General features: G+C 71.3%; 12 protein-coding genes. 3 read left to right on the top strand and 9 right to left on the bottom strand.

From position 1 onward, the window contains the following. Window positions 1-69: 69 nt before the first annotated feature. The 3 genes from NCCP_RS14145 to NCCP_RS14135 all read right to left on the bottom strand — a co-directional run bounded on the left by NCCP_RS14145 (window position 70) and on the right by NCCP_RS14135 (window position 5306). Entirely contained in the window at window positions 70-408 is a 339-nt protein-coding gene (locus tag NCCP_RS14145) for a hypothetical protein (RefSeq protein WP_149957931.1), read from the bottom strand. 327 nt (window positions 409-735) lie between these two features. Continuing rightward, window positions 736-4029 carry a DEAD/DEAH box helicase gene (locus NCCP_RS14140; RefSeq protein WP_149957930.1) on the bottom strand — a complete coding sequence of 1098 codons (3294 nt, stop codon included), beginning with the start codon at window positions 4027-4029 and terminating at the stop codon, window positions 736-738. 119 nt (window positions 4030-4148) lie between these two features. Continuing rightward, a complete protein-coding gene (locus tag NCCP_RS14135; protein ID WP_149957929.1) occupies window positions 4149-5306 on the bottom strand; it encodes a VIT1/CCC1 transporter family protein in 1158 nt (385 codons plus the stop codon). 465 nt (window positions 5307-5771) lie between these two features. Here NCCP_RS14135 and NCCP_RS14130 point away from each other — a divergent pair, with 465 nt between their 5' ends. Then, window positions 5772-6347 (top strand): cupin domain-containing protein, encoded by a 576-nt coding sequence (locus tag NCCP_RS14130; protein WP_149957928.1) that lies wholly within the window; start codon window positions 5772-5774, stop codon window positions 6345-6347. A 40-nt stretch (window positions 6348-6387) separates the two neighbouring features. Here the strand turns inward: NCCP_RS14130 and NCCP_RS14125 are convergent, their stop codons facing one another. Then, window positions 6388-6918 carry a DUF302 domain-containing protein gene (locus NCCP_RS14125; RefSeq protein ID WP_149957927.1) on the bottom strand — a complete coding sequence of 177 codons (531 nt, stop codon included), beginning with the start codon at window positions 6916-6918 and terminating at the stop codon, window positions 6388-6390. Between the two features lie 319 nt (window positions 6919-7237). Between NCCP_RS14125 and speB the strand changes: the two genes are divergently transcribed. Both speB and NCCP_RS14115 read left to right on the top strand, forming a co-directional pair. Next, complete coding sequence (speB, locus tag NCCP_RS14120; RefSeq protein WP_225873854.1) at window positions 7238-8266, top strand: agmatinase; 1029 nt, start codon at window positions 7238-7240, stop codon at window positions 8264-8266. Next, the gene (locus NCCP_RS14115; protein WP_225873853.1) at window positions 8266-9963 is read left to right on the top strand and encodes a thiamine pyrophosphate-binding protein; all 1698 of its coding nucleotides are present in this window, start codon (window positions 8266-8268) and stop codon (window positions 9961-9963) included. The genes speB and NCCP_RS14115 overlap by 1 nt, the downstream gene beginning before the upstream one ends. Window positions 9964-10082: 119 nt before the next feature. Here the strand turns inward: NCCP_RS14115 and purU are convergent, their stop codons facing one another. The 5 genes from purU to NCCP_RS14090 are packed head-to-tail and all read right to left on the bottom strand — an operon-like array spanning window position 10083 to window position 16200. Next, window positions 10083-10955 (bottom strand): formyltetrahydrofolate deformylase, encoded by an 873-nt coding sequence (purU, locus tag NCCP_RS14110; RefSeq protein WP_149957926.1) that lies wholly within the window; start codon window positions 10953-10955, stop codon window positions 10083-10085. Window positions 10956-10972: 17 nt separating this feature from the next. Continuing rightward, window positions 10973-12358 carry an L-serine ammonia-lyase gene (locus NCCP_RS14105; protein ID WP_149957925.1) on the bottom strand — a complete coding sequence of 462 codons (1386 nt, stop codon included), beginning with the start codon at window positions 12356-12358 and terminating at the stop codon, window positions 10973-10975. After that, window positions 12358-13008, bottom strand: a complete 651-nt coding sequence (locus NCCP_RS14100; RefSeq protein ID WP_149957924.1) for a sarcosine oxidase subunit gamma — start codon at window positions 13006-13008, stop codon at window positions 12358-12360. Before NCCP_RS14100 ends, NCCP_RS14105 begins: the two co-directional genes overlap by 1 nt. After that, a complete protein-coding gene (locus NCCP_RS14095) occupies window positions 13001-15910 on the bottom strand; it encodes a sarcosine oxidase subunit alpha family protein (protein WP_225873852.1) in 2910 nt (969 codons plus the stop codon). Before NCCP_RS14095 ends, NCCP_RS14100 begins: the two co-directional genes overlap by 8 nt. Beyond that, window positions 15907-16200, bottom strand: coding sequence for a sarcosine oxidase subunit delta (locus NCCP_RS14090; RefSeq protein ID WP_149957922.1), 294 nt, complete (start codon window positions 16198-16200; stop codon window positions 15907-15909). The genes NCCP_RS14095 and NCCP_RS14090 overlap by 4 nt, the downstream gene beginning before the upstream one ends. Window positions 16201-16205 lie beyond the last annotated feature (5 nt).

The raw sequence follows: 16205 nt of genomic DNA, 5'->3' as shown, positions 1-16205 counted from the left end.
GGTCCACGTGGACCGCACCCGCCGCCGTCGTGGTTTCAGGAGCGCCGTCGTTTCAGGAGCGCCGTGGTTTCAGGAGCGGAGCCGGAAGAAGGACGCGCCGCCGCGCAGGTGGCCGCCCGGCACGAGGACCTGGCCGAGGTCGGGGTTCCATTCCACGGCGAGCGGCCCGGGTCCCTCCGCGGCCGCGGCCAGCGCGTCGAAGTCGGCGGCGGTGAGCAGCCACTCCAGCGTGCCCGCGGCAATGCGCGCCATCCGGCGCTCAGGGCACAGCCGCAGGGTGGCGCCGATCCAGTCGTTGGCGAAGCGCGGGGCGCCGTGCGGGGAGGCCGGCAGGGCCGGCTCCGGACCGCGGGCGCCCGCGCCCGGCGCGGGGACAGGGAGGGTGTCGGGGCGTGGACGTGCCGACATGGCAGGACCTTTCGGATCGTTCTTGCCCGCCGGCGGACGCCGCACGGGCCGCTTCGTCATCCGAACCACCCGCCGAACAATCCGGAACGCGGAACGCGTCCCACCGTGGGGTTGGTGCATGGCCAGTCGGAGCTGTCCGCCGCCCGCCGGACCCCCGAAGGGGAGAAGCGGTGCAGGCGCGGGGCCATGTCTCGTGAAGCTGGGACTACCCTAACCCGGAGCGCCGCTCCGGCGCACCCGCCACCCGGGCCGGCGTCATGCCGCTCAACAGTCCGGCGCCATGTTCCCCCGGGTCCGGCCCCCTAGCGGGCCGGACCCGGGAACGGTTCAGTCCCTGAGGAGGTCCCGGATATCCTCGGCCGTCAGGGCCGAGCCGAAGCCCTCGCCCTCATCCATCACCGAGGAGATCAGCTGGCGTTTGGCGTCCTGCAGCGCCACCACCTTCTCCTCGATGGTGTCCTTGGCGACCATCCGGTACACCATGACGTTTCGTGTCTGGCCGATGCGGTGGGCGCGGTCCACGGCCTGGGACTCCGCCGCCGGGTTCCACCACGGGTCCAGCAGGAAGCAGTAGTCCGCTTCCGTGAGGTTCAGCCCGAACCCGCCTGCCTTGAGCGAGATCAGGAACACTGGGGCCTTGCCCGACTTGAAGGCTTCGATCACCTCGCCCCGCTTGCGCGTGGAGCCGTCCAGGTACGCGTACTCCACCCCCTCGGCCTCGAGCCGCTCGGCAGCCTTCTTCAGGAACGACGTGAACTGGCTGAACACCAGGGCCCGGTGGCCCTCGGCGAGCACGTCCTCGAGCTGCTCGAACAGGACGTCCAGCTTGGCCGAGGCCACGCCGGCGTATTCCTCGTCCACCAGCGACGCGTCCAGGGAGAGCATGCGCAGCAGCGTCAGGGACTGGAAGATCGTGAACCGGTTCTTGTCGATGTCCTCCACCAGCTGCAGGATCTTCTGCCGTTCGCGCTGCAGGTGCGTGTCGTAGATCCGGCGGTGCTTGGGCGCCAGCTCCACATGCAGCACCTGCTCCTGCTTCGGCGGCAGGTCCGTGACCACGGCGTCCTTGGTACGGCGCAGCATGAACGGGCGCACCCGCAGGCGGAGCCGTTCCAGGGACTCCGCCGCGCCCTGCTTCTCGATGGGGCGCTGGTACTGCTCGCCGAACTTCACCGCCGAGGGGAACAGGCCCGGGGAAACAATGGCGAAGATGGACCACAGCTCCATCAGGTTGTTCTCCATTGGGGTTCCCGTGATTGCCAGCTTGAACCGGGCGTTCAGGTCCCGTGCGGCGTGGTGGGCCTTGGTCGCCTTGTTCTTCACGAACTGGGCCTCGTCCATGATCAGGCCCGCCCACGCGATCTCCTGGTAGGCCTCCGCGTCGAGGCGGAAGAGGGTGTAGGAGGTGACCACGATGTCGTTCCCGGCGGCCAGCGCGGCCAGTCCCTGGGGAGCCTTGGCCTGGGTGTCCGCGACGGCGGCCACGCGCAGCTCCGGGGCGAAGCGGGCCGCCTCCGCGGCCCAGTTGGAGACCACCGAGGTCGGCGCGACCACCAGGAACGGGCCCGGCTGGGAAGACGGAGCGGTTTCCTCTGCCCAGCTGTCGCGGGCGTGCAGGATCAGGGCAAGGGTCTGCAGTGTCTTGCCCAGGCCCATGTCGTCGGCGAGGATGCCTCCGAGCCCGTTGCGCCAGAGCATCGCGAGCCACGCGAAACCGTCGCGCTGGTAGGGACGCAGCTGTGCGTTCAGCCCGGCCGGCACCGGCACGGGTCCGGCCTCGGCCAACGCCAGCAGCGACCCGACGGACGCCGTCCAGGAGTCCGGGGCCTCGGTATGGGTGGCCAGGGCCTCCAGCTCCTCCCACAGGGAGGCCTGGTAGCGGGTGATGCGCAGTCCGTGCTGCTTGTCGTGCAGCTGGCTGGCCTCGCCGACCAGGGCACGCAGCTTGTCGAAGAGCGGCTGCTCCAGGGACAGGTAGGTGCGGTCCGCCATGAGCAGCTTGGTCTGCCCGCGGGAGAGGGCCCGCAGGATGTCGGCATAGGGGATGCGGCGCTCGCCGACCGAGATCACCAGCCCCAGGTCGAACCAGTCGCGCTGCTCCGACTCCACGGTGGTGACCGTCAGCTCCGGCGCCTCAGTCAGTTCGCGGTACACGGGACGCTCGCCGGCCGTTTCGACGCGTACGTCCTCCAGGGACTCCAGGACGGGCAGCGTGCGGCGCACGAAGTCCACGGTGTCCAGGCCGTGCAGCGTGCGCGGGGCCAGGACCTGGGTCTCCAGGACGGGGGAGGCGGCCAGGACGGCCAAGGCGCGCTGCTCCAGCGCAGCCTCGGCGGCGGTGTCACGGGTGTCCGCCTCCACGGAGACCGGCCCGTAGTCGAAGTCCCAGGCCAGGTGGGCAGTGTCCGCCTCGAAACGCACCGAAAGCTTCAGCTTCGGGGGCAGGATGTCCGGCAGTTCCACGGATGCGTCCGGGCTGGCAACGGCGATGCGCCGGCCCAGCCGCGGGTAGATTTTGGCCAGGAAAACGGGGACGTCGGAGGCCGGAACGGTGACTGTTTCGCGGCGGCGCAGCAGCTCCAGCTCGGCGGAATCGAGCTGGTGGCCGGTGGGCGCCAGGCGCAGGGTGCCGCCGTCGAGGGCGTAGACCCCGTGGTTGCCGATCGCCCCGGCAGGCAGGTCGGCATCCACCGCCAACTGCGTCCCGTCCACCGCAACGGTCGGGGCCAGCTCCAGGCCCTGCGCGGATCCGACCGCCGCGAGGGAGACCCCGGCCGTGGCGCCGACCTCGATGTGCAGTCCCGGTTGGGTGCCGGTCAGCTCGATGCCCAGGGCGGCGGCCTCCTGCAGCAGCGGCCACAGCAGGGGCGAGGAGAACTCGTCGAGGAAGAGCCAGTCGTTGTCCTCGCCGAAGTACAGCTGTCCGTTGGCGCGATAGAGCGGGACGAACTGGCAGAACCAGCGGTGCTGCTCCGCATCCAGGTTCAGCCCGTAGGTCTTGAAGCTGATGGTGTTCCAGCGCAGGTTCCCGCGCACCCACCGCCCGTTGCCGGACCTGACCATCGGGCGCACCCCCAGGCGCCAGCGCTGGGCGGCCGCCACCTGGCGCCCGACGCCGGATCCTGGCGCCCACTGCCGGTGCGCCTGGATGGTGGTGTCCTGCAGGTCGAACTGCAGCGCCATCTGCTGCGGCGGCAGCCGGTCGGCTCCGTGCGCCCGGGCCGCGGGCTTGGCGGTGGCCAGCAGCCCGGTCAGCGCCTCCTGCCAGGCCGGGGCGGTGGCGGCGGTGTCCCGGAAGAACACGTCCTTGGCCTGCAGGTGCAGGGCGTTGGAGTAGATCAGCAGGGCGGCGGCGTGCTTGCAGCCGGATCCCACAGGGCAGCTGCAGGTGGTGGAGGCGATGGTCCAGGCGCCCTTCTTGTCCGCCAGGCGCACCTCGGTGCGGTAGGGCTCGGGGGAGGACCCGGAGACCCTTCCGGAAAGCACCTGGCCGGTTCCGTCCCAGCCGAACCCGTCGATGGTGGCCGCATTGGCGTAGCTTTTGCCGCGGGTGAACGCGGCGCCTCCCACCACGCGGAGGATCTCGCGGGCGTCGATGAGGGGAAATGCTGTTTCGGCCATCCTCCTATCGTTTCATGAGGACGGCCCCCGCCACCAAAGCGGGGGTCGGCGCGGCGTCCCGCGGGGCACGGAACCCCTCTGTCCCGGAGCCCCGGAGCCCCGCAGGCGGTCCGGAGGCCTTAGAGGGCCGTGGTGCCGAAGAGCAGCCCCAGGCCGTAGGTGCAGGCGGCGGCCCCGAGGCCGATGCCCAACTGGCGGAAAGCGCGCTTCGCCGGCGATGCGCCGGAGAGCAGGCCCACCACGCCGCCGGTGCAGAGCAGGGCCAGGCCCACCAGGACGGTAGCGACGATGACGGCCGGCGTTCCCGACAATCCCAGGAGGTAGGGCAGGATCGGCACGATTGCGCCGGAGGCGAAGAAGCAGAAGCTGGCGGCGGAGGCGCCCAGGGCCGAGCCGATGGTCTCGTGCTCCATCCCGTCCTCGTCGGCCTTCTCCGGGTTCAGCGACAGCGACGGGTCGCAGTCGCAGGAGAAGTAGCCCATGCGCTCGGCGGCACGGTGCTCGGCCGCCTCCTGGGACATGCCGCGGGCCTTGTAGACCAGCACCAGTTCGTTGGCGTCCAGGTCCAGGTTCGGGGCGGCGGCAAGGGTGGCCTGGGTGGGCTTGGAGGCGGAGAGCAGTTCGCGTTGGGAGCGGACGGAGACGTATTCGCCGGCGCCCATGGACAGGGCGCCGGCCAGCAGGCCAGCGAAGCCGGTGAAGAGGACCAGGGAGCTGGAGGCGCCGGTGGCGCCCATGCCCATGACCAGCGCCAGGTTGGAGACGAGTCCGTCGTTGGCCCCGAACACGGCGGCGCGGAAGTTTCCGGAGAGGCGGTTGCGGCCGCGGACGGCGAGGCCGCGGACCACCTCCTCGTGGACCAGTTCGTCCGCAGCCATCTGCGGGGTGGCGTCGGAGTCCTCGGCGTAAGGGGAGGCCCCTTCGGCGCGCTGGGCCAGTGCCAGGACGAACACGGATCCGAAGTGGCGTGCCAGGGAGCGCAGCACCACGCGCTTGGCGGAGGGGCGGGTGCGGCGGTGGGCATGCTCGCCGAGCATCCGGTGCCAGTGCATCTCGTGGCGCAGCTCCGCCTGGGCCAACTCCAAAAGGATCTGGCGTTCCTCGCCTTCGCGCCGGGCCGCCAGTTCGCGGTATACGGCGCCTTCTGCGCGCTCGTCGGCCAGGTACTTGCGCCAGCGGCGGATCTGCGCGGGCGTGGGCCTGCGGCGGGGTGCGGTGGCGGGACGCTGGGGGGATTCGGCGGGCGACGGGTCGGCCGGTGCGGCGTCCGGTGTCATGAATCAGTCCTCGTTCGGTCGTCGTGCCCCGGAAAGGGCTCCGGGGGGCGCTGGTCCGAACGGCTCTGCCTGAACTGCTTGGGGTGCGGCGAGTTTCGGACCGCGCCTGGCGGTCCGAAGGTCTCGTTCGCCCGGCCCGCGGCGGTGCCGCCGCCATACAGCGCCTCCGGAGCGCAGTGCCTCCGGAGGGCTGGAACCGGGTGGATTGCCGGGTCACGGTGGTGACCAGTATGTCGACAAGCCGCATACGCCCTGCGTGGCCGCGGGCGGTTCAGGAACTACTCCCCTTCAGCCCCCAGCATAGCCGCGGGTCCCGGGGGAGGGGAAACGGGCGCGGGTGCTTTATCGGCGGTAAACGCCCGTTGCCCGGTAGGCTAATGTGGACCGCCCGCAGCGCCGCCTTCGCCCCGGCTGGCACGGCCGGTCCGCCGCCCGTCCCCCGCCTGCCGCCCGGAGAAGCCCGCCATGAAGGTCCTGCCCGTAGAGCCCACCAACGCGCCGCTCGCGATCGGGGCGAAGATTCGCGCCGCGCGGCAGGCCCAGCGCATGACCATCGAGCAGGTGGCCGAATCGACCGGACTGACCAAGGGGTTCCTCTCGCGGGTCGAGCGCGACCTCACGTCCCCCTCCGTCGCCTCGCTGGTGACCCTGTGCCAGGTGCTGAGCGTCTCTATCGGGGACCTGTTCGCCCAGCCGGACACCCACCTGGTCCGGTTGGCGGAGGCACCCCGGATCTCCCTGGGAGGACAGGGGATTGTCGAGCGGCTGCTCACCGCCCGTTCAGAGCAGCGGCTGCAGGTGATCCGGGCCGTGGTGGAACCGCACGGCACCGGCGAGGCGGAGCTGTACTCGGTGGACTGCGAGGTGGAGGTGCTGCACGTGGTCTCCGGAAGCTTCGTCCTGGTCCTGGCGAATGAGCGCCTTGAGCTGGAGGCCGGGGATTCGGTGACCTTCCCCGGCCGCGAGCCGCACTCCTGGATCAACCCGGCGGACGAGGAGGCCGTCGTCCTCTGGGTCCTGGTGCCCGCGGCTTCGCGCTAGCGGGTCCTTCCGTCGGGGAAACGGCCCGCCCCGGCAGGTCCTAGCGCCGAAGCGCTGCCGGCCGGGGCAGGTCCAGGGCCTCCAGCAGGTCGCCCAGGAGCCGGTCCAGCTCGTAGCCGGCCTGCGTGACCTTGTTGATTCCGAAGCCAGCCAGTTGCGCTCCGGGCTGTTCGAATCCGACGGCGGTCCGGCCGGTTCGCTCCTCATGCAGTTCGATCCGCACCGGGAAGTACAGCATGGTCGCCGGGCTGTGCCGGAACAGCCGTGCCTGGAGCGTCAGGCTGCCCACCAGGTAAGTCGCACTGGAAGTGTCGTTGCCGGCCACCCGCATCAGGACGGTGGGCTCGTCGGACCAGAAGCGGCAGAGCCCGTACGGGGCGTTCCATTCGGTGCCCCGGCGGATCGCCTCCCACGCGTTTCCGTCCTCGGCTTCCCCGCGCAGCTCCGCCAGCGACACGGCCGGGACCAGTTCCTCGAAGCGGTGCCGCAGCAGTTCGAAGGGCGCGGTGGTCGAGATGGCAATCCGGCGCGCCACATGTTCGATGGTGGTGTCCTCGGCCTGGTAGCTCACGCGGATCACCCTAGACGATGTTCGCTTCTCCATGCGGAGGCCAAGCCCTGCGGAGGTCTGGGGGCGGAGGGAATATCGGGGCCTTGACCACGGTGGTCCCACCAAATAGCATGCTAGGCAACGTATGTTGCTTATGTGAAAACAAGCGGGCGGGAAAGGTGTGCCGGAACTGCACCCGGCCTCCACAACTTCCCCGCAACCTCGCGGCCCCGCCTCCGTCCCATTCCCGTCCCCGCCCCGTTCCGTCCCCGCCCCGTTCCGTCCCCGTCCCGTTCCGGCCCGCCCCCGCCGGGTTTCGCGGCGACTCCCAAGGAGCACCATGGAAGAGATTCGTATTGAGGCCGACGGGCACCTCGGTCCCATCGACTCCTCCCGCATCCCGCGTTTTGCGGGTGCTGCCACGTTTGCCCGGTTGCCGCGCCTTGACCAGGTGGGGCGGGCGGAGGTGAAGGTGGTGGGCGTGCCTTTTGATGCGGGGGTGTCCTACCGTCCGGGGGCCCGGTTCGGGGGCAATCATGTGCGCGAGGCTTCGCGTCTGTTGCGTCCCTATAACCCGGCCCTGGACGTGAGTCCGTTTGAGCTGGTCCAGGTCGCAGACGCCGGGGACATGGCGGTGAACCCGTTCAATATCAACGAGGCGATCGAGACGGTCCAGCAGAACGCGTTGGAGCTCACGGCCGATGGTGCCTCGCTGGTGACCCTGGGCGGAGACCACACGATCGCGCTGCCGCTGCTGCGCGCGGCGGCCGAGCGGGCCGGGGAGCCGGTGGCGCTGTTGCATTTTGACGCGCACCTGGACACCTGGGATACCTATTTCGGGGCCGAGTACACGCACGGGACCCCGTTCCGGCGGGCGGTGGAAGAAGGCATCCTGGACACCGAAGCGCTCTCCCATGTGGGCACGCGCGGGCCGCTGTACGGGAAGAAGGACCTGGACGATGACAGGCGGTTCGGGTTCGGGATCGTGACCAGCTCCGACGTCTATTACCAGGGCGTGGCGGAGATCGTGGCGAAGCTGCGCGAGCGCATCGGGAACCGGCCGCTGTACGTCTCGGTGGATATTGACGTGCTGGACCCGGCGCATGCCCCGGGCACGGGCACCCCGGAGGCCGGGGGGATTACCAGCCGGGAGCTGCTGGAGATCCTGCGCGGGTTGCGGGGGATGAACCTGGTCGGGGGCGACGTGGTGGAGGTCGCCCCGGCGTACGACCATGCCGAGATCACCGGGGTCGCGGCCTCCCACGTGGCCTATGACCTCATCACCCTCATGGCTGACCTGCGCTCGTCCCGGACCGGCGCACGAACCCGCACCGAAACATTACCCGCCGGAGAGCGAAAGGACGCGTAGTGGAGTCGAAGGAGGCCGCGGGCGCCCTGCAGGGGGGCCGGAACGGCGGCGACCTGGTCGTCGAAACACTCGCCGCGCTGGGCGCGAAGACGGTCTTCGGCATCCCCGGCCAGCATGCGCTGGGGCTGTTCGACGCGCTCTCGCGCTCGCGGCTGCGGTTCGTCTCCTCCCGGGTGGAAAACAACGCGGCGTTCTCTGCCGACGGATACTCCCGCGCCACCAACGAGGTCGGGATCCTTTTCCTCTCCACGGGCCCCGGCGCGCTGACCAGCCTCGCCGGTCTCCAGGAGGCCTACGCAACCGGGGTTCCGGTGGTCGTGATCGCCAGCCAGATCCCGCTTTCCGGGCTCGGCGCCCGCCGCAGGGGCATGCTGCACCAACTCGACGACCAGAAGGCCTCCGCCGCCAACGTCACCAAGAGCCAGCGCACCGTCCACCATGCCTCCGCCATTCCCTCCGCCATCCAGGACGCTTGGGCGGACGCGATCACCGTGCCCCAGGGTCCGGTGTGGGTCGAGGTGCCGCAGGATGTGCTGCTGGCCCCGGTGCTGGTGCCGCCGGTGGCCGACGCGCTCGCGGTGCCCTATGAGCACCCGCCCCGGGTGGAACTGGTCCGGGAGGCCGTGCGCTGGCTGGGGGCCGCCCGCCGGCCCGTGATCGTGGCCGGGGGAGGGGTGCGCCGGGCGCACGCCCGCGACGCGCTGCTGCGGGTCGCCGAGAAGCTGCGCGCCCCCGTGGTCTGCTCGCCCGGGGGCAACGGCGCCTTTCCCTGGAACCACCCGCTGAGCCTGCAGTCCTGGGTGGAGGACCGCCACGTGACCGAGGTCCTGGAGGATGCCGACGTGCTGGTCGTCGTCGGATCCTCGCTCGGGGAGGTCACCTCCAACTACTTCACGCTCACCCCGCGCGGGCGGATGATCCAGATCGACGCCGAGCCGCGCGTGCTCGAATCCAACGTGCCCGCCCTGGGCATCCGCGCTGACGCCCGGGCAGCCCTAGAAGACGTGGGGCGCGCGCTGGACGCGCTCCCGGAGGAGGCGCGCGAAAGCGCCGACTGGCATGGACGGGCACCGGAGGCGGTGGTGGCGGAAACGCTGGCCAAGGTGCAGGCCCGGCTGGACGCGCAGGACCTCGGCCGGGAACGGGCGTTCCTGGCGGACATCCGGGCCGCGGTGCCCGATGCAATGCAGACGTTTTGGGACATGACCATCTCCGCCTACTGGGCGTGGAGCTGCTGGGACGCGCGCACCGGCGAGTTCCACTCCGCCCAGGGCGCCGGCGGGCTTGGCTTCGGCTACCCGGGGGCGATCGGCGGGGCCGTGGGGCTGGCCGTGGCCGGGAAGACCGGGATCGACGGCCGGGTCCTGGCGGTTTCCGGGGACGGGTCCGCGATGTACTCGATCGCCGAACTGGCCACCGCCAGGCAGCACAACGTGCCGGTCACCTGGCTGATCGTGGACGACGGCGGTTACGGGATCCTGCGCGAGTACATGGTCGGCGCGTTTGGCAAAGCCACCGCGACCGAGCTGGCCCGCCCGGACTTCGTGGCGCTCGCCCGGTCCTTCGGGGTCCCCGCCCGCCGGGCCGCGCCGGGGGATGTGCGCGCCGCGCTGGAGGAGTCCCTGGCCGCGGACGGGCCGAACGTCGTGGTGGTGGAGACGCTGCTGAGGATGTTCGCGCCGACCCATGTGGGATAGGCGCCCCCACACCTGCCCTGCCCTGTCCTGCCCTGTCCTGTGCCCGCCGGGCAGGCAAAAGGCCGCCCCGGGACGGGTTGCGTCCCGGGGCGGCCCGCCCGCGCGCTGGCTGAGTACAGCTAGCGCAGCACCACCGTGCGGTTGCCGTTGAGGAAGACCCTGCCCTGGCAGTGCCACTTCACCGCGTTGGAGAGCGCCTTGCACTCGCTGTCGCGGCCGGCGGCCACCAGGTCCTCCGGGCCGAACGTGTGGTCCACCTCCACCACCTGCTGGGCGATGATCGGTCCCTCGTCGAGCTCGCTGTTGACGTAGTGGGCGGTGGCCCCCACGGTCTTCACCCCGCGCTCGAACGCCTGGTGATACGGCTTGGCGCCCTTGAACGAGGGCAGGAACGAGTGGTGGATGTTGATTGCGCGCCCGCTGAGCTGGCGGGTCAGGTCGTCGGAGAGCACCTGCATGTAGCGTGCCAGGACCACCAGGTCGATCTCGAACCGGTCCACCAGGTCCATCAGCCGCGCCTCGGCCGCCGGCTTCGTGTCGGCGGTGACCGGGATGTGGAAGAAGGGGATGCCGTGCCACTCGACCAGCTGGCGGTGGTCGGGGTGGTTGGAGACCACCGCGGCAATCTCCACCGGAAGCTCGCCAATGCGCGCGCGGAAGAGCAGGTCGTTGAGGCAGTGCCCGAACTTGGAGACCATGACCAGCACGCGCCGCTTCGCCCCCTCCTGGCGCAGCTCCCAGGTGGCGCCGAGGTCCCCGCCCAGCGCCTCGAAGTCGGCCCGCAGGGCCGCCTCGCGGCCCTGGGGCAGCTCGCTGGGTCCGGTGGCGAAGGCCAGCCGCAGGAAGTAGCGGCCGGAGGGGCCGTCGTCGAACTGCTTGAGCTCCAGGATGTCCCCGCCGTGCTTGAGCAGCACCCCGGTCACCGCGTGCACGATGCCCGGCTGCTCCGCGCAGGCGAGGGTGAGGACGAACCGTCCGGCCGTGTTCTCCATGGTCAATACCTTCCCGTTCAGCATTCGACGACGTTGACCGCGAGGCCGCCGCGCGAGGTTTCCTTGTACTTGGACTTCATGTCAGCACCGGTCTGGCGCATGGTGTTGATCGCCTGGTCCAGGCTCACCCGGTGGTCGCCGTCCCCGGCCAGGGCCAGGCGGGCTGCGTTGATGGCCTTGACGGAGGCGATCGCGTTGCGCTCGATGCACGGAACCTGCACCAGTCCGCCCACAGGATCGCAGGTGAGGCCCAGGTTGTGCTCGATCCCGATCTCCGCGGCGTTCTCCACCTGCTCCGGGGTCCCGCCCAGGACCGCGCACAGCGCCCCGGCGGCCATCGAACACGCGGAGCCGACCTCGCCCTGGCAGCCGACCTCCGCGCCGGAGATCGAGGCGTTGCGCTTGAACAGCGAACCGATCGCCCCGGCGGTGAGCAGGAAGTCCACCACCTGGTCCTCGTTGGCGCCGCGGACGAAGCGGGTGAAGTAGTGCAGCACCGCGGGGATGATGCCGGCCGCCCCGTTGGTCGGGGCGGTGACGATCCGCCCGCCGGACGCGTTCTCCTCGTTCACCGCCAGGGCATACAGGTTCACCCATTCCATGGCCCACAGCGGGTCCTCGACAGTCCGCGCGGCCTCCTGCTCGCGCAGGCGCCGGCGCAGTTCCGGAGCCCGGCGGCGGACCTTCAGGCCCCCGGGCAGCGTCGCTTCGGTACGGGTGCAGCCGTTCTCGACGCACTCGCGCATGACCTCCCAGATCCGCAGCAGCTCGGCGCGCAACTTCTCCTCGCTGTGCCGGGTGAGCTCGTTGGCGAGCATGACCCCGGCGATGGACAGTCCGCTTTCCCGGCACCGCCGGAGCAGCTCGTCGGCCGAGGCGAAGGGATACGGCTCGGCCGCACCGTCCGCCCCGCCGGCCGGGGCGGGCCCCTCTCCGGCGGCGACGACGAACCCGCCGCCGACCGAGTAGTACTCGCGCTCGGCCAGGACCGCCCCGTCGTGCCCGAAGACGGACAGCCGCATCCCGTTCGGGTGCCCCGGCAGGGACCGGCGGCGGTGCAGCACCACGTCGCGGGCGCGGTCGAACGCCACCTCATGCTCCCCGCCCAGGGCGAGTTTGCCGGAGGACGCGGCCCCGGCCACGATCCCGGGGGCGGCGACGGTGTCGACGCTCTCCGGGTCATGGCCGGCCAGCCCCAAGACCACCGCGGCATCGGAGCCGTGCCCGATTCCGGTCGCCCCGAGCGAGCCGAAAAGCTCGGCCTTGACCCGGGCGGCGGAGGTGAGCAGGCCGGCATCGGCCAGTTCGGCAGTAAACCGCCGGGCCGCCCGCATCGGCCCCACCGTGTGGGAGGAGGAGGGACCGATGCCGACGGAGAAGAGGTCCAGGACGCTGAGCGCCATCAGCGGACCTCTTCCCCCGCGAACTCGGACATGGCATCCAGCAGCCAGCGCACCAGGTAGTCCGCGAAGGAGGCGCGCGGGTACAGCCGGTACTCGCGTTCGCCCGTGCGGTGCAGCACCACCGGGACCGGGCCGACCTGGGTCGCGATCGCGGTGTTCACCGGGAACGCACGCGGGTGCAGGTCGGCGTGGCAGCCCTTCTCCAGCACCTGGCGGGCGCTGGCCCCGGAAAGCTCCAGGATGGTCCGGTTGGCGGAGAGGTCCACCGCCTGGCCGGGCAGCCCGGCCAGCGCCGCCGCATACGCGTCGGCCGCGCCGGGGGCCTGGCGCCGGGAGGTGTCCACGGCCAGGAACTCGTCCGGGCCCAGCCACAGCACGTGCGCGGCCGCGGGGTCGCCGCTGACCTGGCCGTGGCCGGCGGGCAGCGGCAGGCCGAGCTCGGCCTCAAGGGCCGCGGCGGAGGCCGAGCCGGGCACCGCGCGCAGGCCCAGCTGGATGGCGAAGGCGATTTCGCGCAGCGCCACCGACCGTTCGCCGGTCACGGTGGCGGCCGCCATGGCATCGGCCAGGTGGGCCGCCGGGGACGTGCGCAGTGCGTCGAGGTCCGCGGGGGCGGAGGTGGACGCGTGGGTCAGGGTGTTCTCAGCCATCGCGACGGCTCCCTTCGGGGTCGTAGAGGACGGGGGAGGTGATTTCGACGTCGACCAGCTGGCCGCCCAGCGGGGCCTGGACGACCTCGCCGATCCGGTTGCGGCCGTTCTCCACCAGGGCCAGGCCGAAGGGCCGGCCCAGCGCGGCGGAAAGGTAGGAGGAGGTGACGTAGCCGAGCATCGGGACCGGCGCCTCCTGCGGGGTGATCGGCGTGCCGGAGGCGACCAGCTGGGCGCCCTCGGGCAGCCGGGTGGAGCGGTCCACCGGCAGCACCCCGACCAGGTGCTTGCGGTCGGTGCGGGCCGTGTCCTGGCGGGAGTAGGAGCGCTTGCCGATGAAGTCCTTGGCCTTGGAGACCACCCACTCCATCCCGGCGTCCTGCGGGGTCACCGTGCCGTCGGTGTCCTGGCCGACGATGATGAAGCCCTTCTCGGCGCGCAGCACGTGCATGGTCTCGGTGCCGTAGGGGGTGATGTTGAACTCCGCGCCGGCCTCGGCGACGGCCTCCCAGACGGTCAGGCCGTAGAAGGCCTCGACGTTGATCTCGAAGGCCAGCTCGCCGGAGAAGGAGATTCGGCAGATCCGCGCCGGGATCCCGTTGGAGAGCGTGGTCTCGCGGAAGGCCATGAACGGGAAGGCCTCGTTGTCCAGGTCCAGGTTCGGGGCCAGCTTGGCGATGACGGCGCGGGACTTCGGTCCGACCACCGCCACGGTGCTCCACTGTTCGGTGACGGAGGTGCACACCACGTCCAGCTCCGGCCACTCGGTCTGGTGCCATTCCTCGAGCCAGTCCAGCACCTTGGCCGCGCCGCTGGTGGTGGTGGTCATGAAGAAGCGCTCCTCGTCCAGGCGCAGGGTCACCCCGTCGTCGTAGACCATGCCGTCCGGGGTGCACATCACGCCGTAGCGGGCCATGCCGGGGGCGAGCTTCTTGAACGCGTTGGTGTAGATGCGGTTGAGGAACTCGCCCGCGTCGGTGCCGCGGATCTCGATCTTGCCCAGCGTGGTCGCGTCCATGAAGCCGACGGACTCGCGCACGGCCGCGCATTCGCGCAGTACCGCGGCGTCCATGTCCTCGCCCGGGGCCGGGTAGTACCAGGGGCGCTTCCACTGGCCGACGTCCTCGAAGAGGGCGCCGTGGGCAACGTGCCACGGGTGGATCGAGGTCACGCGCGCCGGGTCGAAGAGTTCACCGCGCTGGCGTCCGGCCAGGGCGGTGAAGGCGACCGGCGTGAACGGGGCGCGGAACGTCGTCGTGCCGATCTGTCCCAGGTCCTCCTTGTTCAGCACCGCGCCGATCACGCCGATGACGTTGACGCCGCTGGTCTTGCCCTGGTCATTGGCCGTGGAGATGGAGGTGTAGCGCTTGACGTGCTCCACCGAGCGCATGCCGGCCCCGGTGGAGCGCAGCACGTCGGCGACCGTCTGGTCGCGCTGCAGGTCCACGAAGTGGGTGCGCCACTCGCGCGGTTCGCCGGACAGTCCGGGGACCAGCCAGAGCGGGCGGACCGGGCCGGCCTCGCCGGCCGCGGCCGCGGGGACCACCAGCGGGGCCGAGAGGCCGGTGAGCTGCGCGGCGCGGTGGCCCGCCGCCGCGCCCTCGGCCAGGGCCTGGTGCAGGGTGTAGGAGCCGTTGACTGCACCGGCGGTCTGCTGGTTGGCGACCGGGGCGGCCGGCACGAAGCCGGCGACCGACTCGTTCCAGGCGAGCTTGCCCTGGCGCTGGCTGTGCAGGTGGACCACCGGGGAGAACCCGCCGGAGACCGCGAGCAGGTCCGCCGCGATGGTCTCGACCTCCCCGGCGAGGGCGCCGGCGTCGTCCAGCCGGCCCACCGTGACCGAGCTGACCCGGCCCGCGGTGCCGTCCCCGGCGGTGTCCACGACGGCCGCGCCGAAGATCCCGCGCGTGCCGGTGGCTTCCAGGACCGCGGCGGCGGTGGGGGAGGGAACCGGGCGGGAATCCACGACGACGGCGACGCCCAGCCCGGCCGCGTGCAGGTCCTCGACCAGTGCGTAGGCCGAGTCGTTGGTGGTGGCCACGGCGATGTTGGAGCCGGCGGCCACGGCGTAGCGGTTCAGGTAGGAGCGCACCGCGCCGGCGAGCATGATGCCGGGCCGGTCGTTGTTGGCGAAGACGATCGGGCGCTCGTGCGCACCGGTGGCAAGCACCACCTGGGCGGCGCGCACGTGCCAGATCCGCTGGCGGGAGACGCCGCGGCGCTCCCGGGCCGGAAGGTGGTCGGTGCGGTGCTGGACGGCGATCACGTAGTTGGCGTCGTAGCTGCCGAACGCGGTGGTCCGGGGCAGGTAGGTGAATTCCTCCGCGTGGGCGAGCCGGGCCATGGTGCCGGCCACCCAGTCGCGGGCGTCGGTGTCGTCGATCGACTCTCCGCGGCTGGAGAGCAGCGAGCCGCCGGGGGCCGGCTGGTCATCCATCAGGATGGTCCGGGCGCCGGTCTTCGCGGCCTCGCGGGCCGCGGCCAGTCCGGCCGGGCCGGCTCCGATCACCAGCACGTCCGCGTGGACGTACTTGCGGTCGTAGATGGCCTCGTCCTTGCGCGGGTCCAGGGTGCCCAGGCCGCTCAGGTAGGACGCCTCGAGGCCCTCGGCGATCTCCGTGGTGGTGGCCGGGAGCATCGACTCGTCGACGTGTCCGGGGAAGCGGGACTTCACCGTGACCAGGGCGTTGGCCTCCTCGACACCGGCGCTCAGGATGCCGCGGGGACGGCCCAGGTACATCGAGGCCCCGCAGTCCACGCGGCCGGCGGCGATGAGCGCGCTGGCGATGGTGTCCCCGGCGAACCCGGTGTAGGCGAGTCCGTCGACGCTGAAGGACACCTCGCGGGTGCGGTCGATGCCGTGGCCGGCGGCGCGCTCGGCGCCCAGGCGTGCGGTGCTCACTTGGTTCCTCCTTCGGCGAGGGCCGGCCGCGGCTCGCCCATACGGTAAATGGCCTTGAATTCGTAGGTGACGGTGTCGCGCACGGCGTTGAACCACTTGCGGCATCCGGTGCTGTGCTGCCAGCGTTCGGCGAAGAGCCCCTTGGGGTTGTCGCGGTAGAAGAGGTACTCGGCCCATTCGCGGTCGGTCAGCGCGTTGGGGTCCTCGGGGTAGGCGACGTGGGCCTGGCCGCCGTAGTGGAACTCGGTCTCGTCGCGGGGACCGCAGTTGGGGCATTCGATGAGCAGCATGGTGC

The sequence above is a fragment of the Zafaria cholistanensis genome, assembly GCF_008580665.1.
GTDB lineage: Bacteria > Actinomycetota > Actinomycetes > Actinomycetales > Micrococcaceae > Zafaria > Zafaria cholistanensis.
Note: the sequence above shows the minus strand (reverse complement) of the source record. Positions and strands in the feature narration are given on the sequence as shown.